Source organism: Vibrio sp. 1159, assembly GCF_033340395.1.
GTDB classification, from domain to species: Bacteria; Pseudomonadota; Gammaproteobacteria; order Enterobacterales; family Vibrionaceae; genus Vibrio; species Vibrio alginolyticus.
The window spans coordinates 124,953-145,589 of sequence record NZ_JAWOWL010000003.1 but is presented as its reverse complement, the minus strand read 5'-3'; the positions used below and the strand labels follow the sequence as shown (position 1 = coordinate 145,589).

The window sequence follows — 20,637 nt, the reverse complement described above, 5'->3', positions numbered from 1 at the left end:
TGCTCCTTACTGCTCATTAGCCGCTTCAATAACTACGTCATCAACTTTATTGGCCAGTACTTGATCACCATCTCGCACAAAACCTTGTCCCAGCACGATAATGTCTACACGCTCTCCTAACCCAGAGAGCCACACACCATCATCCTCGGCCTTAACGAGTTGAATTGGAACAAACTCAACATGCTCATTACGCAGTGTCTTGACACCTAAGTTACCTTCTTCATCTAGTGCTAACATGGCAGCCGTAATCTTTACTGCCAACACTTCACTCAACGGCAGCTGTACTTCTGCGCTCATACCGGCAGGAATTCTTGCGTCTTGATTATCAATTTCGATTTCAATTGGAAATGTATTAGTAGAAGCAGAAGAAACACGTCCAATGTAGCGCACACGACCTTGATGATGCTGTTGGTTAATGGTTCTTACGTCGGCTTCTAGGCCTTCCTTAAGGTATTGTATATGCCGTTCACTGACATCGGCTTCAATCACTAAAGTATCCAAATCAATGACCGTCGCAATAGGGTCGCCAATCCCGACAAAATCACCTAACTCAACAAAGTGGTGATCTACGATGCCATCAAATGGCGCTTTAACTTCAGTATTTCTTAAAGCCGTTTGCACGTTACTCAAATTCGCACGTGCATCTACCAACGCTGCTTGCGCTGTCGCAAATGCAACCTCACCTTGCAGTCCTCGACTTTTTAGCGATTTAGCTGCATTAAACTCTTTTTCTTTAACCAACAGCATCGCCTGGGCTCGTTTAAGTTGAATGCCAAGGTCGCGCTTATCGATGTTTGCGATCACTTGTCCCTGTTTGACCGCTTGGCCTTTCTTTATGTTAAGACTGACTATTTTACCGGCAACTTCAGCGCCAAGACGCGCTTGACGATTGGGCGCTGTTCGTCCATACAATTCAATGGTTTTACTAGTAGGTTCGGCAAGAAAAGTATCAAACATCACCTTTGCAAGTGGTGTCGTGTTCGTGGATGTTGAAGAGTTAGGATGATCATCTTGTGCTTTGAGTTGGCCGATGGTTAGCCATGCAACAAGAAGTAAGACGAGGATAAGAGATACTAGCCAAGGGCGCTCGACAATTCGGCGTCCAAAAGAAAGTCCAGACATATAAAGTCCTTTTTATTATTTCTCTGCATATCTGCGAGCGTGCGCTTTACGTGACATCCTTCTACATAAAGCACAGGCAGCCATTAGCTGCCTGTTAGGTGTTAATTACACACTGAACGATGCACCACAACCACATGTTGTCGTTGCATTTGGATTATTTACGAAGAAGCGCGCTCCTTCCAACCCTTCTGTGTAGTCAACAATACCGCCAACGAGATATTGCAGACTCATAGGGTCTACAACCAGTGTTACACCACTGTTTACGATTGTCGTATCGCCTTCGTTTACATTTTCATCAAAAGTAAAGCCGTATTGGAAGCCGCTGCAGCCGCCGCCAGTAATGTATACGCGCAGTTTCAATGCTGGGTTTTCTTCTTCAGCAATCAATGCTTTAACGCGAGATGCTGCTGCGTCAGAAAAAGATAATGGTACGTTTACTTCGCTCACGAAGACCTCTCTCACTCGTGTAATGCGTCAAGCCTGAAGCAAGACGTCAAATTTGTGCTAATTGAGACGATTATCCAATACCTGACAAACTCGTTCAAGTATTCGCCGCCGATTCTTTATAACAGATGCGGATATATAAGATTACACTGCGAAACAACACATAAATTAAGCAAAACGTTTCTAACTTGATTATAGCTAGGTACAATGCGCTCCACTTGGTCCGAGCAATCAAAAGAGGATAACCCCATGACCAAATCATCAGAGCTGTATCAAAAAGCTCAGCAAACCATCCCTGGCGGTGTCAATTCACCAGTTCGTGCATTCAACGGCGTTGGCGGCTCTCCGCTATTTATCGAACGAGCAGACGGTCCACTGATTTTTGATGCCGATGGTAAAGCGTATATTGATTACGTTGGCTCTTGGGGTCCAATGATTCTTGGCCACAACCACGCGGTTATCCGCGAGGCAGTAATTGATGCAGCGCAACGCGGTCTTAGCTTCGGTGCGCCAACAGAACTTGAAATCGCGATGGCAGAATTAGTTTCTGAGCTTGTTCCATCAATGGAGCAAATCCGCATGGTAAGTTCTGGTACTGAAGCTACGATGAGCGCGATTCGCCTTGCACGTGGCTTCACCGGTCGCGACAAGATCATGAAATTTGAAGGTTGTTACCACGGCCATGCTGACAGCTTGCTAGTAAAAGCAGGTTCTGGTGCACTAACACTAGGTCAACCAAGCTCTCCTGGCGTTCCTGCAGATTTTGCTAAGCACACGCTAACAGCAACATTCAACGACCTAGATTCTGTACGCGAGCTATTTGCTGCTAACAAAGGCGAAATTGCTTGTATCATCGTTGAGCCAGTAGCTGGCAACATGAACTGTATTCCACCAGTGGAAGGCTTCCACGAAGGGCTACGTGAAATCTGTGATCAAGAGGGCGCGCTACTAATTTTTGATGAAGTAATGACAGGCTTCCGTGTTGCTCTAGGCGGCGCGCAAGCACACTACAACATCAAACCCGACCTAACGACACTGGGTAAAGTGATTGGTGGCGGTATGCCAGTAGGTGCTTTCGGTGGCCGTAAAGAAGTGATGCAATACGTTGCACCTACAGGCCCAGTTTACCAAGCTGGTACCCTTTCCGGTAACCCTGTCGCAATGGCAGCAGGCTACGCATGTTTGAACCTTCTAAAAGAAGAAGGCAACGAAAAGCGCCTAGCTTCTAAAACGAAACAACTTGCTGAAGGTTTTAAGTCTCTAGCAGAAAAACACGGTATTCCGCTAGTTGTTAACCAAGTGGGCGGTATGTTCGGCTTCTTCTTCACTGACCAAGAAAAAGTAACTTGCTACGAAGACGTAACGAAGTGCGATGTAGAACGCTTCAAGCGTTTCTTCCACTTAATGCTAAAACACGGTGTCTACCTTGCGCCATCTGCGTTTGAAGCGAGCTTTACTTCACTCGCTCATGGTTCAAAAGAGATTGATGCCACACTAGAAGCGGCTGACCGCTGTTTTGCTGTTCTTGCAGAAGAAGCGAAATAATCGCTAAAAACGGCGATAACGCATTTAGAAAAGGACCGTAACGGTCCTTTTTTATTGCCAATTCAAAATAACCAATATCGCTAATACCCCAACGACAATGCCAAACCACGGTATTCGCTTAGCTTTTTTCTCGGTTTGACACTTTTTATCACCGTTGCAACAACCCATAGCTCATCTCTTGATTGATAACCGACTGATTTGTAGTCATTATAGCAAGGTACATCGCCCTGCTCTAATTCGGCATTGTCATAAGCTTGAAAGAGTTAAGAGTGCAAAGTAATAAAGGTTACACGCCATCATTGAAGGCATAAACCGTAAACGTCACCTGTAAGTTGGACTAATACCATGCCAAATAATGTAAAAATAACGTCGAGTCACCGAGTACTAATGGTTGCTTTACTCGCCGCTGCTTTTGCTTGCTACTTATTGGTTGAGCCATATATCAATTCCATTGTGATGGCTTTTATCATTTCTTTGCTCATGTTTCCGATACACGAATGGTTTGAGCAGAAAATTCCCAAGCACCCCAATATGGCGGCACTGCTGTCATGTGTCGTCTTGACGTTTATTATTGTTATCCCGCTTTTATTTGTGTTTGCCGCCATTGTTCAGCAAGGCTCTGTTTTCTCACAAAATACATATAATTGGGTTACCAATGGTGGTATCCAAGATATATTCCAACATCCTTTCGTTATCAAAGGCTTAGCGATTGTTAATGAGTACTTACCTTTTGATAAAATCGAGCCCAAAGCCATCGCTGAGAAAATTGGGCAATTTGCCACATCGTTTGGCTCTAACTTAGTTGCTATTAGCGCAAAGATTTTAGGAGACGCAACCAACTTCCTAATGAACTTCTTCCTAATGCTGTTTGTGTTGTTTTTTCTGCTTCGTGACCACGACAAAATTATCTCTGCGATTCGTCATATTCTGCCACTTTCACGTAGCCAAGAAGACCGAATATTGACAGAGATAGAGCAAGTTTCTAAATCAGCCGTAATGGGCTCATTCATGACGGCGATTGCTCAAGGTTTGGCTGGCGGCATCGGTATGTGGCTCGCCGGCTTCCCTGGGCTATTTTGGGGAACGATGATGGGCTTTGCATCATTCATTCCAGTGGTAGGAACCGCGCTAATCTGGATTCCTGCAGCAGCGTACTTGTTCTTAACAGGCGATATGACTTGGGCTATCTTTTTGACGGTGTGGAGTGTAGTTGTCGTTGGCTCTATAGATAACCTATTGCGCCCGTTGCTAATGCAAGGCAGCGCCGGCATGAATACCCTTATGATTTTCTTCTCATTACTGGGTGGTCTGCATCTGTTTGGTTTGATTGGTCTTATCTACGGCCCACTTATTTTTGCCGTGACCATGGTACTGTTTAATATCTACGAGGAAGAATTCAAAGACTTCCTTAACCAACAAGACAACAGCTAGTCACCGCTTAATCACTTCAAGCTTGGGGCAGATTGTGCGAAAATCTGCCCCAAATTATTTCTGATGAACCAAATTTATGTCTGCTTATATCGCTCCTAGCCAAATAGCTCAGCGCCAACTTGAATACTTCAACGGAAAACACGTTTTAGTCGCTGGTGAAGTTGAAGACCTATTTCCTCTTGAGTTAGTAGCTCATTGTGAGTCTGTTGAAGTGTTTACTTCCAACTATAGCTACTACCGCCAAATTCAAACCTCTGACAAAGTGAAAAGTCATTTTGGCTCTGTGTTTGATGTTGAAACAAAAGCAGACATGGTCCTTTTATACTGGCCAAAAGCAAAAGCCGAAGCAGAATACTTGCTGGCGATGTTGATGGCGAAACTGGGCATTAACACCGAAATCGTCATCGTTGGTGAAAACCGCTCCGGCATCAAGAGCATCGAGAAGATGTTCCAAGAATACGGCCCTGTGAACAAGTACGACTCTGCTCGTCGCTGCTCATTTTACTGGGGTAATTGCCTCAATGAACCAAAACCTTTCAACCAAGCAGATTGGTTTAAGTCTTACACTGTTACACTCGGTGAGCAGTCGCTAGCGGTTAAGAGCCTACCTGGCGTATTCAGCCATGGCGAGTTCGACTTAGGTAGCCGATTGCTGCTTGAAGCCTTACCTAAGCTGTCGGGCAAAGTGCTCGACTTTGGTTGTGGTGCAGGTGTACTCGGTGCGTTTATGGCGAAAGCGAATCCAGAGATCGCGATTGAGATGTGTGACATTAATGCTTATGCGATCACTTCTAGCCAAGCCACATTAGAAGCGAATGGTTTATCCGGACGCGTATTTGCATCAGATATATACTCGGATACCGCAAAAGACTACCGCTTTATCGTCAGCAACCCGCCATTCCACAGTGGTCTAGACACAAATTACAACGCAGCGGAAACCTTGTTGGGTCAGGCACCACAATATTTAACCAAAGACGGCGAAATGGTGATTGTCGCGAATAGTTTCTTAAAATACCCACCAATTATCGAGCGGGCGTTTAATAATTGCGAGACGCTAAATAAGACCAATAAATTTTCTATCTACTACGCGAAAAAATCATAACTTCCCCCGCGCGGGCACAAACCTGCGCGATTTTTTCTCATAAATTCAACACTCATAAGAAAAACTGCGTCACCCTGCACGCTTTACAACTAACTTTCTTGTCAAAGAAAAAAAACTCGTTAATTTTGTTAATTCTATCTAGTTGAACATCTTATCCGTTTTTAACGAGAACCTCGGCAGCGAAGTATGTTTTAGAACTGCCCATTATGAGTTGTAATCTTATCCATGTTTAAATTCTACAAAAAACAGAAATTTAAGCGCCTTCAGAGTACACTGATGACCGCATTTCTAGTGCTCAGTATCACACCTCTTACCATTACTGCGATCTTTTTCTTGCAGTCCCACAGTAAAGATCTGCAAGAACAAAGCACCTCGCACTTACTGTCTGTTCGAGATACAAAACAGCAGCAAATCATCGACTACTTTGAGGCACGAGAAACCGAAGTCATGGGCTTTGTGCGCTCAGAGTTGGCTTACGCCAGTGGTGGCCGATTCTACGGTCTCGTCAATGCTTTTAGTCGTTTAGGCAATGATATTGAAGAGTCTCGTAAAAACGCCCAACAGCGCTACATCGAGGGCAGCGGAGACCAAATCAAAACCTCAACGTTACCCGAGTCATCCAACTATGTAGGAAGTGAACGTTACCGGCTTTTACATAAACGCTATCATTGGGCCTACTTAGAGCTCCTCAAGCGCTCTGATTTTAATGACATTTTGCTGGTCGACATCAATGGTAACGTCACCTACTCGATCAACAAAGACGATAACTACGGAACGAACTTGTTATCAGGCCCCTACAAAGACTCGGCACTTGGCAAAACTTTCAAGCGTCTCGCCGATGATGTGACTGAACGTCGAAAAGTAAACGAAGACTACACTCCTGTGATTGTGTCTGACTTCGAGCTGGAAGGGGGGAAATCAGTCGCTTGGCTAGGTGCACCAATTGTTCAGCAAGGTTATCTACACAGCTATGCCATGTTCCGCTTGCCAAATAATGGCATCACTAAGTTAGCCGCAGACGCCAACCGAGAGTCATCAATTAACACCTTGCTGGTTGGAAATGATCACCAACCTCGCACAATTAACACGAAACAAGACGATATTAAGAACAGTTTAGAAGTGATCGATAAAGCACTCTCTGGTGCATTTGGTGTCGGCACTTACACAAACGGTTTAGGTGAAGAGATCATCGCGGCTTATGCACCGATTGAAACTCGTGGTGTGATTTGGGCGCTCGTCGTACAGTTACCAGAAAACGAAGCTTTCGCTCGTATCCATCAACTCGAAAAACTATTCGTTATCGCTATGTTGATCGCCATTATCCTTGTGGTGATCGCTTCTCACTATTTATCAAACTTTATCACTTCTCCGTTGCTGAAATTGACTTGGGTTGCCGAAAAGGTCTCTGCAGGTGATCTTGATGACACGTCTTTTAATACTGTTCGTAAAGATGAAATTGGTCGGCTTGCGTTAAGCTTTGAACGAATGCAACGCTCTATTCGAGAGAAGATTCAAACCATTAAGAAGCAAAATGAAGAACTAGAAAGCAACATACAGATCATTCAAAAACAGAATGAAGAACTGCAATTGGCCGATAAATTAAAAGATGAATTCTTAGCCACGACTTCTCATGAACTTCGTACACCGTTACACGGCATGGTCGGGATTGCTGAAACCTTAGCGTCCGGCGCCAATGGCGCGATCCCCGCTAGCCAGAAATATCAGCTTGATATCATCATTAAAAGTGGTCAGCGTCTCGCTAATCTAGTCGATGACTTGTTGGATTATCATAAAATGCGTTATGGAAGCATGGATATCCAGAAATCAGCAGTGAGTTTGGGCAGTGCAACACGATTGGTTTTAGAGCTTTCTAGCCATTTACTTGGAAGTAAAACCATCCGCATCATCAACCAAGTCCCAGCGGATTTAAAAGCAGTGTCAGCTGACCCGCAACGCCTTGAACAAGTGCTATATAACCTGATTGGCAATGCGATTAAATACACCTCAGAAGGTAAAATTGTTATCTCCGCTAATGTGGTAGATGATCATGTACGCGTACAAGTCGTGGATACTGGACAAGGAATTCCCGCAGAACAACTTGAGCATATTTTTGAACCACTTATCCAAGCAGGGCAAGACGCGAGCCGTTATCGTCAAGGTGCAGGGCTTGGGCTCTCCATTAGCCGGCAATTGATCGAATTAATGGGAGGCTCGTTATACGTCAGTAGCCAACCAATGGTCGGAACTACCTTCAGTTTCACTTTACCGCTCGCCAGTGAAGAAGAAATCCAAGCAACCCAGACTCTAGCTGCGCACGGGCACTTCCAAATTCCTGAAGTTAATGTAGAGAACAGCGAAGACTTATCACTTCCAGAGAACCCAGACGGCCCGTTACTGTATGTTGCTGACGATGAACCAGTAAACTTACGCGTGCTTGAAAGCTTTTTACGTTTAGAGGGCTATCGTGTGCGTACCGTCTCCGATGGGCCAGAAACGTTAGCGCTCGTCGAGCAAGAGAAGCCGGAACTTCTGTTATTGGATATCATGATGCCAGGCATGAGCGGCTACCAAGTTTGTAGTGAACTACGTGAAACCTATGATCATGCCGAGTTGCCAATCATTATGCTCACCGCACTCAGTCAAACAGAAGATCGTGTAAGAGGTTTTGAAGCAGGAGCCAACGACTATTTATCGAAACCATTTAATAAACAAGAGTTGGCGGCACGTATCCAAGCGCATTTAACGGCAAGTAAAGCAGAAATGCGCCATATGGAAAACAAAGTGCTAGAGTCTGAACTTAGACAGCGAGCAGTCGTTGAAGCAAGCTTACTTGAGACTCAAGGTCGTCTGTTGGAACAGCTAGAATCGGCTCCTGAAGCTATCATCTGTCTACGTGAAGACAAGCGTATTCGCTTTGCTAACGAAGCTGCTTGTAAGCTATTCAAGCGCAGCTTAGAACAGCTAAAGCGCTCATCTGCTGATGAGCTGATTGCCCCTAAATATCTAACCGTCAAACAACCTCATTACTGTGGCAAGATTGATATCTATATTGAAGATATTCGTCAGAACATCGAAGCAGACATTCTTAAGCTCCCTGAAGGTTCAGGGTTAGATATCATGTACATCTTTAATGTCGGCGGTGGAGCCAGTGCCGCTCGCATACATAATCTAGAAACCGCCGTAGAAGTGCTTTCAAGTTATGCATTTGATGGTGACAAAGACCAATTACAAAAGCTAAAAGAGCTTGGCGGAGAATTTACGCGCCTTGCAGACAAAGCGCTCGGTAATAAAAAAGACAAGCAAGAACTTATGCGAGAAGTTCTAGTAGACGCAATGACACATGCTTTAGAGTATTGGGAATCTGTAACGGGTGAAAGTAAGTTCGCATTTGCAGAGCAAAGTGGCTTGTGGCGCGTTTATCTAGACCGTAGTACTTTGCAAACACGCACTTTAGATAAATACATGCGTATAGAAACATTACCCAAAACACCACGTTGGAGAACGGTGCTAAGCTCGATAGAGTTCATTCTCGAACACTGCAAAGAACAGAGCCCCGAGAGAGCATACATAGAAGCACAACGAGATAAACTACAGCGACTATTGACCAGCTAATATTTATCAAAAAACTAGCCCAGCGTGCATGCTGGGCTTTTTTGTTATTCGAGTATTCCCTTCCTAGAGATAAAAGAGACCGCCTCTTCCTACCCCGTTAACATATTTCCAATAACGAACATTTGGTTAGACAACGCTATCTATTGTTGGTCTTCAAAACGTACGACCTTATCCATTTAACTTGTCTTAACTAGGTAAGTTCGAGCAACCGAAAAACTTCATTCATACAATAAAAAAAGGACAACAAACGGAAGAAAACTGTCGATAAAAAAGGCCATTTTTCAGATAACAAGCGGATTTTGACGAACTATTGATAGAGATTGCGAACTTAATCACAACAGAACGGCAGATTAATTTTTAGCTGATTAATTAACACCATTTCTGCATGTGAGCGAGATCTCCGAACCTAGAAACCAAGCAAGAAACGTATATTTAAAAAGGACCAAAAGGTTAGTAATCACCAACATTCATTATTAACAAGGATATAAACTGCGACGCATATCAACGTTTATTTTTTGGCCCAATGCTGGTTAAAATTAGCCAAAATAACGTTTATAACGGAGAGCTCAGAGATTTTAACGTTTTTAACGGGAATCAAGTTTGATTATTTTATGGATAAGGTGTTTTCTTACTCCTGCCTAAGGCCTACAGGCCACTCTTGGCGAAACTCAATGTTGTAATGAGTAAGGCATGTACAAGAGGTAGGTCTTAGAGAGTGTTTATCAATTGATGACATTCAATTCCATTTAGTGAAATGAAAGCAAATAGTAAGGAACAGCTATGCTTGCCAATATTAAAAAAACAGCACTAGCAACAGCAATTATTGCAACGGCTACTACAGGTTTTGCATCGGTAGCTACTGCGGCTGAACGCAGTGAACTGACTATCCACCCTAAAGAGTTTACAACTTTCGTTCGTAACTTTAACCCTTTCTTGGGTGCAACTAACCTGCACACAACAACCGACTTTATTTACGAGCCGCTCGTTGTTTTTAACGAAATGCACGGTAATACGCCTGTATTTCGTCTAGCAGAAAACTTTACCATGGCTGATGACCTGATGAGCGTAACCTTCGATATCCGTAAGGGCGTAAAATGGTCTGATGGCAAAGCGTTTACCGCTGATGATGTTGTTTACTCTTTCAACCTAGTTAAAGAGAAGCCAGAGCTAGACCAATCTGGTATCAACTCTTGGGTGACTGGCGTAGAAAAAGTTAACGACTACCAAGTTAAATTCCGTCTAAGCGAAGCAAACTCAAACGTTCCTTACGAAATTGCGAAAGTACCCGTCGTACCTAAGCACGTATGGAGCAAAGTAAAAGATCCAGCAACATTCACAAACGAAAATCCAGTAGGCAGTGGTCCATTTACTGAAATCGACACTTTCACACCGCAGCTATATATCCAGTGTGAGAACCCGAATTATTGGGATGCTGACAACCTAGATGTAGATTGTCTGCGTGTGCCACAAATCGCGAACAACGACCAATTCTTGGGCAAAATCGTTAACGGAGAAATGGACTGGACGTCTTCATTCGTACCAGACATCGACCGTACGTACGCTGCAGCAAGTCCGAATCACCACTACTGGTACCCACCAGCGGGTACTCAAGCATTTGTAGTGAACTTCAAAAACCCAGACGCTGCGAAAAACGAAGCACTAACTAACGTTGACTTCCGTCGTGCGTTCTCTATGGCGCTAGACCGTCAAACTATCATTGATATCGCTTTCTACGGCGGCGGTACAGTGAACGACTTCGCATCTGGCCTTGGCTACGCATTCGAAGCTTGGTCTGATGAAGAGACGCACAACAAGTACAAAGGCTACAACACATACAACGCGGAAGGTGCGAAAAAGCTTCTAGCTAAAGCTGGCTTCAAAGATGTAAACAAAGATGGCTTTGTGGATACACCATCTGGCAAGTCTTTCGAGCTTCTAATTCAATCACCAAACGGTTGGACTGACTTCAACAACACAGTACAACTAGCCGTTGAGCAACTAGCAGAAGTGGGCATTAAAGCTCGTGCTCGTACACCGGACTTCTCGGTATACAACCAAGCAATGCTAGAAGGTACTTACGACGTTGCTTACACCAACTACTTCCACGGTGCAGATCCACACTTGTACTGGGATAGTGGCTACAACTCGAAGCTACAAGCTGGTGACGGCATGCCTCGCTTTGCAATGCACTTCTACAAGAACGATAAGCTAGACGGTCTTCTTAACAGCTTCTACAAGACAGCAGATAAGCAAGAACAGCTAGAGATCGCTCATGGCATTCAGAAGATCATTGCTCAGGACCAAGTAACTATTCCTGTGCTATCTGGCGCGTACATGTACCAATACAACACAACTCGCTTCACTGGTTGGTGGAACGAAGAAAACCCTAAGGGCCGTCCAAACATTTGGGCAGGTATCCCAGAGCGTCTACTTCACGTACTGGACCTAAAACCAGTTAAATAAGTAGAAGTTCATTTCAAGCGGCATACATCCCGTGTGCCGCCTATAAAAATCCCTTGTTAACGAAACCAATATGTGGCGCTCGTCGTCAGGGGATTTTTCGCTCTAAATTTCGCTAGGAGCGACCTGAAACCAGAAACAGGGAAAAATCTGGGTGAGTAAGGTGTGAGTTATGGGTTATTTTTTAAGACGTTTGTCGTTCTATCTTGTCGCGCTCTTAGTTGCAGCGACGTTAAACTTTATTATTCCGCGAGCAATGCCTGGTGACCCAGTTACCATGATGTTTGCTAATGCTTCAGTACAGGTGACTCCAGAACGAATCGCAGCAATGAAAGAACTGCTCGGTTTCGTTGATGGGCCAATTTACATTCAGTACTTCTCGTACATTAAAAACATTCTAAGTTGGGAATTGGGCACCTCAATCCAGTTCTACCCACTTTCAGTTAATTCTTTACTAGGTAGTGCATTTGGCTGGTCACTATTTCTAGCTGGTACTGCGGTTGTACTTTCTTTCTCCATCGCTTCTGTCCTTGGTATTTTTGCCGCCTGGAAGCGCGGTAGTAAGTACGATGCATTCGTAACGCCTGGCACATTGATCATTCAAGCTATTCCACAAATGGTTATCGCAATGTTAGCGCTGTTTACCTTTGCGATTGGCCTGAAATGGTTCCCATCTGGCTATGCTTACACGCCAGGTACTATTCCTGATTGGACAAGCTGGGAGTTCATCAAGAACGTGGGTTACCACGCTGTACTACCTCTATTCTGTGCAACCATCGTTCAAATTGGTGGCTTCCTAGTTAACATGCGTAACAACATGATCAACCTTCTCGCCGAAGACTATATCACGATGGCTAAAGGTAAAGGGCTGAGTGAAAACCGCGTCGTCTTTAATTACGCCGCACGTAACGCACTACTTCCAAGTGTTACCGCACTGTCTATGTCTTTAGGTATGGCCATTGGAGGTCAATTAATCATCGAGATGATTTTCAACTACCCAGGCCTAGGTACTGTTCTATTGAACGCAATTCACGCTCGTGACTACCAAGTACTTCAAGGTCAGTTAATTATCATGACGATGTTCATGCTGTGCTTCAACTTAATGGCTGACATGCTGTACATGATTCTAGACCCTCGCCTACGTACGGGAGGCAAATAATCATGAAAGAACTATTCAAACTTATTTTAGGTAACGCATTTGCTCGCATTGGTCTTGGCATTGTTACGCTGTTCGTGTTCGTTGCGATTGCCGCTCCTTTACTTACAAAGCATGCGCCAGACAAGCGAACCGGTAACCCACACGAATACCCAAGCTTTGTTGTAAAACAGGCACAAAACAATCCTGATGGTTGGGTCGCTAAAAACCTGGCAGACGATCGTCGTACGCTGATTATGTCTAAAAAGGCCGACCACGTATTAGGTACTAGCCGAATGGGTCGCGATATCTGGTCGCAAGTGGCTTACGGTGCACGAGTATCACTGGGTGTAGGCTTTGGCGCTGGCATCATCGTGTGCTTCTTAGCAACAGTCATTGGTATATCGGCAGGTTACTTCGGCGGTAAAGTGGATGACATATTGAGTGCCGCAATGAACATCATGTTAGTAATTCCGCAGTATCCATTGCTATTCGTGCTGGCGGCCTTTATCGGTGAAGCAGGCCCACTCACCATTGCCTTGATTATCGCTGGTACTTCTTGGGCATGGGGTGCACGTGTTGTCCGCTCTCAAACTATGGCACTACGCGAGAAAGAGTTCGTTAAAGCTGCCGAAGTATTGGGAGAGTCTTCATTCCGTATCATCTTCGTTGAGATTTTACCAAACCTTATCCCGATTGTCGGTGCGAGCTTCATTGGCTCAGTAATGCTGGCGATCAACACTGAAGCGGTCATTTCGTTCCTAGGTTTGGGTGATGCCAACACGATCAGTTGGGGCATCATGCTTTACAACGTGCAAACCTCATCAGCCATGCTGATTGGCGCATGGTGGGAAGTACTAGCACCTTGTATTGCCCTAACACTACTGGTTACTGGTCTTGCTCTGTTGAACTTTGCCGTTGACGAAATTGCGAACCCTCAACTTCGTTCTCACAAAGGCATGAAACGCTGGAAAAAACTAGCAGCAAAAGACAAGAAAGAACGTGAGCCTGAACTGGCACCACAAAATGCACTATGGAGCGGAGATAAATAATCATGACTGCACCACTAATTTCCATCCGTAACCTATGCGTAGACTACATCACAGACGCGGGCGATGTCCGCGCCTGTAACAACGTGAGCTTCGACATTGCACCAGGTGAAGTATTCGGTCTGGCTGGTGAATCTGGCTGTGGCAAATCCACTGTTGCCTTCTCACTAATGCGCCTTCATAAGCCGCCAGCGTTTATCACAGGTGGTGAGGTGATCTTCAACGGTGAAGATATCCTTCAGTACAGCGATGATCGCATGCAAGCGTTCCGCTGGAGTGAAATGTCGATGGTATTCCAGAGTGCGATGAACGCTTTGAACCCTGTTCTAACCATGGAAGAGCAGTTCTGTGACGTCATCATGCGTCATACCAATATGACTCGCGCTCAAGCAAAAACACGCGCTGAAGGTCTGCTGGAAATCGTTGATATCCACCCTAGCCGATTGAGTGATTACCCGCACCAGTTCTCTGGTGGTATGCGTCAACGTCTAGTAATCGCAATCGCTTTGGCTCTGAACCCAAAAATGATCATCATGGACGAACCGACTACCGCATTGGATGTAGTGGTTCAACGTGAAATTCTACAAAAAATTTACGCGCTTAAAGAAGAGTTTGGTTTCTCAATTCTGTTCATCACACATGACTTGTCATTGATGGTCGAGTTCTCGGATCGTATCGGCATCATGTACTCAGGTGAGTTGATTGAAGTCGCGCCTTCTAAGCAAATTCTGGAAAGTCCTTACCACCCTTACACCAAAGGTTTGGGTAGCTCTTTCCCTCCACTAACTGGACCAAAGACCAAATTGACTGGTATTCCAGGTAACCCGTTGAACTTGCTAGAAGTACCACGGGGCTGCCGCTTCCAAGCTCGTTGCGATCGCGTACATGAAGCATGTACACGTGTACCAACCCAATTACGTCAAATTGAACCAGGTCGCCTCTCAAATTGCCATTTGTACGGCGACACCATTGCTCAAGCTAAGGTTTAACAACAAAAAAACGCTAGCTAAGAACAAAAATTACACTGGAGAGAATTATGAGCAAACAATTCGGCGAACTGCTGATTGAGGGTAAAAGTGTCGTTAAGGACTTCCCTTTAAACAGTAACTCAATCAAACAATCTAAGATGCGCGCAATCAACGACGTCTCTTTCAAAATGTACAAGAGCCGCGGCTTGTCAGTGGTAGGTGAATCTGGTTCAGGTAAGTCTACTACTGCAAAAATGATTGCAAAAATGTACGCACCAACCGATGGCATCATTGAGTACAAAGGTCGTGATATCCAAGACATCACCTCTCGTCACGATTTAATGACCTACCGTGAAGGTGTACAAATGGTGTGGCAAGACCCGTTTGGCTCGCTAAACCCAACGCACAATATCTTCCACCATATTGCGCGCCCGCTGCTGATTCATAAGAAAGTAGCACCGGGCAACAAGAAAGAACTGGAAGAGCGTGTGTACGACCTACTTGAACAAGTTGGTCTTATTCCACCAAAAGAAACGGCGCAAAAGTTCCCGCACCAGCTATCTGGCGGTCAGCGTCAACGTGTAAACCTAGCTCGTAACATCGCAGTTGGTGCTGAAGTGGTATTGGCGGATGAGCCAACATCGATGCTCGATGTATCAATCCGTGCCGGTGTTCTGAACTTGATGGAAGAGATGAAGTTCGAGAAACAAATGTCTCTGCTTTACATCACTCACGACATCGCAACAGCGCGTTACATTGCTGAAGATCTCGCGGTCATGTACGTAGGTCACATGGTTGAATGGGGCGATACTGAAGAAATCATTCACGACCCTCAACACCCATATACGCAACTGTTGGTATCTGCGGTTCCAGATCCATCGAAGTCTATTCACGAGAAACTGAAAGGCAACAAAGGGGAAATCCCACTTTGGACACCAGAATCTGTCGGCTGTCCATTTGCTGGACGTTGTGTACACGCTACCGACAAATGTCGTGAACGACTACCAGGCGTCACTCAACTGTCCGACAACCACTTTGTCCGCTGTTACTTATTTGAAGATTAATCATAACGAGGGTCAGGTTCAGCCTGACCCATTCCTGTTTTTATCGTTTCCCGGAGACATTGAATGCTGCTACTGACTAACCACATTGGTTATGAACGTCTGGGCCCAAAGAAAGCCATTATCCAGACCGAACAACCACACTTGTCTTCTTACACTGCTCAATTGATTTGTGCCACTAGCGAGCAAACCGTGGCAACTTTTGCGGTTGAAGAACAAGGTAAAGTGGCGAACTGGCATCAGGGCTATTTCTACCTCATCGACTTTTCCTCTTTCACAACGTCAGGTGACTATTTCTTGCAAGTAGAAGATACGCGCTCTTCCTCTTTCATCGTTGGCGAACACATTCTGTTGGATCAAACTTTGTCAGATGTGATCCACTACTTCAAATCGCAACGTTGCGGCGGGATCTTCGATCAACAAGATCGACAACTTCCAGTACTAAACTCCAATAAAAAGGTTGATGTACACGGCGGCTGGTACGACGCATCAGGAGACGTTAGCAAGTATTTAAGTCACCTTTCATACGCGAATTATTTGAATCCTCAACAAACCCCAATGGTGGTTTGGAACATCCTAAAAGGGGTTTCGTTGCTTGAAGGAAGCGAAGACATTGCAGCTTTCACACGTACACGTCTGATTGAAGAAGCCCTGTTCGGTGCAGACTTTCTTGTGCGTATGCAAAACGAAAAAGGCTTTTTCTACATGACGGTCTTTGACAAGTGGAGCAAAGATACTGCGCAACGCGAGATTTGCGCGTACGAAACTCAACTTGGTCACAAATTTGACGACTATCAAGCAGGCTTTCGACAAGGTGGCGGTGTCGCCATTGCAGCGCTAGCGGCAGCGTCGCGTTTAAGTGTTCACGGTGAATACGATCAACAAAAATACCGCAACGCTGCCGAAAATGGTTACTGGCACTTAAAAGAGCACAATACGCAGTACCTCAATGATGGGGAAGAAAACATTATCGACGAATACTGTGCGCTACTGGCTTGTGTAGAACTGTTTAAAGCAACCAAAGAAACTCGCTACTTGGAAGAGAGCCGTTTGTGGGCGCAACGTTTAGTTGCACGCCAAATGAGCGACGAGCAGATTCAACACTTTTGGTCAGCAAACCAAGACGGCAGCCGTCCATACTTTCACGCAGCCGAAGCTGGTCTACCAGTTATTGCCCTATGCGAATATCTATCTATTGAAGACGACTCAGCACGAGCGGAATCAGTAAAACGTATCGTCAACCTAGCGTGTGAGTTTGAGATCACAATATCGAATAAAGTGATCAACCCATTCGGTTACCCTCGCCAATATGTTAAAGGCGTAAATGAGTCAAAACGCGAGGCATTTTTTGTCGCACACAACAATGAATCCGGCTATTGGTGGCAAGGCGAGAATGCTCGACTTGGCTCACTCGCGACCATGGCGTACCTTGCTCAACCGCATATAGCGTCGCAAGAAGTACAGCAACAACTTTCTGTGTTTGCTCAAGATGCATTGAACTGGGTTGTAGGCTTAAACCCATACGACATGTGCATGCTAGATGGCCATGGTCGTAACAACCCTGATTACCTCCCTCAATATGGTTTCTTCAACGCAAAAGGTGGCGTGTGTAACGGAATCACTGGCGGCTTTGAAGACGAGGAAGACATTGCATTTAACCCACCAGCACAAAAAGAAGACGTGTTACAAAACTGGCGCTGGGGCGAACAATGGATCCCGCATGGCGCTTGGTACTTACTCGCGATAATGAGTCAAGCTCAGCATGTTTCTCAGTTGGCGACCTCTAAAAATATGAAGGAAGAATAATCATGGGAATGTATTTTGTCGGTATCGATGGTGGCGGCACGTCATGTCGAGCCAGGATTAAAGATTCACAAGGTAATTTTCTTGGCGAGGCCAAAAGCGGCAGTGCCAACATCATGCTAGGTGCTGAAATAGCAATGGCTTCGATTCTTGAATCCATCACTTCGGCTACCGAGCAAGGCGGTCTAACACAACAAGATTTCGCGTCGATGCACGTCGGCTTAGCCCTTGCTGGCGCAGAGCACAAAGCATCTTGGCAAGCCTTCATGTCTCTTCCTCATCCATTTGCCAGTATAACTCTGAATACCGATGCTTACGGTGCGTGCGTTGGTGCGCACAATGGCGAAGATGGCGCAATCATGATTGCGGGAACCGGTTCTTGTGGCATCTACCTTAAAGGATTGGAGCAACACGTTGTCGGTGGTCGTGAGTTCCCTATTTCGGATCAAGGTGGCGGCGCAGTGATGGGGCTACGCCTAGTTCAGCAAGTTTTGTTAGCTGAAGATGGCATCAGAGAAAAAACGCCCCTAGCACAACACGTTATGACGCATTTCGGAAATGAGGTCGACAACGTGGTGGCGTGGTCAAAACAGGCGCTTCCTCGTGATTATGGGCAGTTTTCTCCGGCTATTTTCCAACATGCGGAACAAGGCGATGCACTGGCCATTGAAATGCTGAAGCAAACCGCAGCGGATATAGAAATGTTTCTCGTGGCATTAAACAAGCGCGGCGCAACACGTATTTGTTTAATGGGCAGCATAGCTGAACGCATTGTACGTTGGCTTTCACCACCAGTTCAGCAATGGATTGTTGAGCCACAGTTTGACGCGATTGAAGGCGCAATTATGTTTGCTGGCAAACCAGAACATAACCTTTACTCGCTCAGTGCGGCGTAGGAGTAGATATGGAATATCGTGTTGATCTCGTAGTCCTTTCTGAGCAGAAACAAAACTGCCGCTTTGGCCTCACCTTTCATAACTTGAGCGACCAAGACCTAAACAGCTGGAGCTTAACTTTCGCTTTCGATCGTTACATTCTTCCAGACAGCGTTTCAAATGGTCAACTGACTCAAATTGGTAGTTTTTGCACACTTAAGCCAGAAGGGCTGGTACTGGCTGCCAACCATCACTATTACTGTGAATTCAGTATTGGTTCGAACCCATTCCGTTATTACTCGGATGGCTTTAACGAAGCGATGATCAACTTTGTCGTTGATGGAAACCCACAGCGCGCACAAGTGGATGTCACGCCTATCGTATTAGCTTCACCATACCGTGAACGCAGTGAGATTCCTGCAAGTTTAACCCATGCACAACCCTTGCTGCCAAAACCAAACCATATTGAGGTCAGCGATCACTATTTTAGCTTTGACCATCATGCTGGCGTCGCGGTTTATTCAAGCCTGGCCAATTCAGCTAAAGAATGGCTACTTGAAGAGCTTAAGCGCATTCACCAATTTGAGTTCGCATCAGACAATGGCAGTCAGATCATCTTCAAAGGCAACCCAACCTTGGATGAAGGCGCTTACAAACTGAAAGTAGCCGAAGAGTCAATCAAAATTGAAGCAGGATCTTCGTCTGGTTTTACCCATGCTTGTGCAACGTTATTACAACTAATCAAAGTTGGCGATCAACCTAACTCAATGGAAGTAGTTTGCTGTTCAATCAAGGACAGGCCACGCTTTCGTTACCGCGGTATGATGCTGGATTGTGCTCGTCATTTTCACTCCGTTGAGCAAGTCAAACGCTTGATCAACCAACTGGCTCATTACAAGTTCAATACGTTCCATTGGCATCTTACCGACGATGAGGGTTGGCGAATTGAAATCAAATCACTGCCTCAACTGACCGATATTGGTGCTTGGCGCGGATTGGATGAGATCAATGAACCACAGTACACGCACTTTGATGAACGTTACGGCGGCTTCTACACACAAGAAGACATCAAAGACGTTATCGAATTTGCATCGCAACGCGGCATCACCATCATTCCTGAAATTGATGTACCTGGTCATTGCCGAGCCGCCATCAAGTCGTTACCACACCTATTGGTAGAAGCGGAAGATACCACCGAATACCGCAGTATTCAGCATTACAACGACAACGTCATTAACCCTGCTCTGCCGGGGAGTTATGAATTTATCGACAAAGTGCTAGAAGAAGTCTCTGCGCTTTTTCCTGCGCCTTACGTTCATATTGGTGCCGACGAAGTACCTAACGGCGTATGGTCAAAAAGCCCAGCATGCCAAGCACTAATGGAACAACTGGGTTACAGCGACTACAAAGATTTGCAAGGACACTTCTTGCGTTATGCCGAAGACAAACTTCGTAAATTGGGCAAACGCATGCTGGGCTGGGAAGAAGCTCAACACGGCGACAAAGTCAGTAAAGATACGGTGATCTACTCATGGCTAAGCGAAGAAGCGGCATTGAACTGTGCTCGCCAAGGCTTTGATGTGGTGCTGCAACCAGCACAAACCACTTACCTAGATATGACCCAAGACTACGCACCTGAAGAACCGGGCGTGGACTGGGCAAACCCACTGCCACTAGAAAAAGCTTACAACTACGAGCCGCTCGCTGAAGTGCCTGCTGACGACCCAATACGTAAGCGCATTTGGGGCATTCAAACAGCATTATGGTGCGAAATTATCAATAACCAACCTCGCATGGACTACATGATCTTCCCTCGTTTAACTGCAATGGCAGAAGCATGTTGGACAGACAAACAACACCGAGATTGGACCGACTATTTATCACGCTTGAAAGGCCATCTACCTCTGCTTGATTTGCAGGGAGTGAATTACCGTAAACCGTGGAAGTAATACAAAACTGATGTCGAAACATCACGCTTGAAGAGTTTTTAAATTTTGGCTGCTGATGCAGCTTCGTAAAAAGGAAAGACA

At 45.4% G+C, this 20,637-nt stretch carries 14 protein-coding genes; 12 read left to right on the top strand and 2 right to left on the bottom strand.

Annotation, left to right across the window (positions count from 1 at the left end; genetic code table 11):
- Nucleotides 1–6: 6 nt before the first annotated feature.
- On the bottom strand, nucleotides 7–1,122 hold the full coding sequence (locus R7127_RS03970) for an efflux RND transporter periplasmic adaptor subunit (protein ID WP_005380030.1): 1,116 nt from the start codon (nucleotides 1,120–1,122) through the stop codon (nucleotides 7–9).
- A 105-nt stretch (nucleotides 1,123–1,227) separates the two neighbouring features.
- On the bottom strand, nucleotides 1,228–1,569 hold the full coding sequence (gene erpA / locus R7127_RS03965) for an iron-sulfur cluster insertion protein ErpA (RefSeq protein WP_005380031.1): 342 nt from the start codon (nucleotides 1,567–1,569) through the stop codon (nucleotides 1,228–1,230).
- A 246-nt stretch (nucleotides 1,570–1,815) separates the two neighbouring features.
- Here erpA and hemL point away from each other — a divergent pair, with 246 nt between their 5' ends.
- The 12 genes from hemL to R7127_RS03905 all read left to right on the top strand — a co-directional run bounded on the left by hemL (nucleotide 1,816) and on the right by R7127_RS03905 (nucleotide 20,556).
- Nucleotides 1,816–3,111, top strand: a complete 1,296-nt coding sequence (gene hemL / locus R7127_RS03960) for a glutamate-1-semialdehyde 2,1-aminomutase (RefSeq protein ID WP_005380032.1) — start codon at nucleotides 1,816–1,818, stop codon at nucleotides 3,109–3,111.
- Between the two features lie 345 nt (nucleotides 3,112–3,456).
- Entirely contained in the window at nucleotides 3,457–4,542 is a 1,086-nt protein-coding gene (locus R7127_RS03955; protein WP_005386541.1) for an AI-2E family transporter, read from the top strand.
- A 76-nt stretch (nucleotides 4,543–4,618) separates the two neighbouring features.
- The gene (rsmC, locus tag R7127_RS03950; protein WP_033905578.1) at nucleotides 4,619–5,644 is read left to right on the top strand and encodes a 16S rRNA (guanine(1207)-N(2))-methyltransferase RsmC; all 1,026 of its coding nucleotides are present in this window, start codon (nucleotides 4,619–4,621) and stop codon (nucleotides 5,642–5,644) included.
- A 225-nt stretch (nucleotides 5,645–5,869) separates the two neighbouring features.
- The gene (locus R7127_RS03945) at nucleotides 5,870–9,256 is read left to right on the top strand and encodes a response regulator (RefSeq protein ID WP_005380036.1); all 3,387 of its coding nucleotides are present in this window, start codon (nucleotides 5,870–5,872) and stop codon (nucleotides 9,254–9,256) included.
- Between the two features lie 780 nt (nucleotides 9,257–10,036).
- A complete protein-coding gene (locus R7127_RS03940) occupies nucleotides 10,037–11,719 on the top strand; it encodes an ABC transporter substrate-binding protein (RefSeq protein ID WP_005380037.1) in 1,683 nt (560 codons plus the stop codon).
- A gap of 169 nt (nucleotides 11,720–11,888) precedes the next feature.
- Nucleotides 11,889–12,875: an ABC transporter permease gene (locus tag R7127_RS03935; RefSeq protein WP_005380038.1), complete on the top strand. Its 987-nt coding sequence runs from the start codon at nucleotides 11,889–11,891 to the stop codon at nucleotides 12,873–12,875.
- A gap of 2 nt (nucleotides 12,876–12,877) precedes the next feature.
- Nucleotides 12,878–13,903, top strand: coding sequence for an ABC transporter permease (locus R7127_RS03930; RefSeq protein WP_054579088.1), 1,026 nt, complete (start codon nucleotides 12,878–12,880; stop codon nucleotides 13,901–13,903).
- 2 nt (nucleotides 13,904–13,905) lie between these two features.
- Nucleotides 13,906–14,889 carry an ABC transporter ATP-binding protein gene (locus tag R7127_RS03925; protein WP_005380040.1) on the top strand — a complete coding sequence of 328 codons (984 nt, stop codon included), beginning with the start codon at nucleotides 13,906–13,908 and terminating at the stop codon, nucleotides 14,887–14,889.
- 47 nt (nucleotides 14,890–14,936) lie between these two features.
- Nucleotides 14,937–15,932 (top strand): ABC transporter ATP-binding protein, encoded by a 996-nt coding sequence (locus tag R7127_RS03920; protein WP_262584477.1) that lies wholly within the window; start codon nucleotides 14,937–14,939, stop codon nucleotides 15,930–15,932.
- Nucleotides 15,933–15,995: 63 nt separating this feature from the next.
- Nucleotides 15,996–17,735 (top strand): glycoside hydrolase family 9 protein, encoded by a 1,740-nt coding sequence (locus R7127_RS03915; protein ID WP_138939049.1) that lies wholly within the window; start codon nucleotides 15,996–15,998, stop codon nucleotides 17,733–17,735.
- Between the two features lie 2 nt (nucleotides 17,736–17,737).
- Nucleotides 17,738–18,628 carry an N-acetylglucosamine kinase gene (locus tag R7127_RS03910; RefSeq protein WP_206959606.1) on the top strand — a complete coding sequence of 297 codons (891 nt, stop codon included), beginning with the start codon at nucleotides 17,738–17,740 and terminating at the stop codon, nucleotides 18,626–18,628.
- 8 nt (nucleotides 18,629–18,636) lie between these two features.
- Nucleotides 18,637–20,556 carry a beta-N-acetylhexosaminidase gene (locus tag R7127_RS03905; RefSeq protein WP_025768196.1) on the top strand — a complete coding sequence of 640 codons (1,920 nt, stop codon included), beginning with the start codon at nucleotides 18,637–18,639 and terminating at the stop codon, nucleotides 20,554–20,556.
- Nucleotides 20,557–20,637 lie beyond the last annotated feature (81 nt).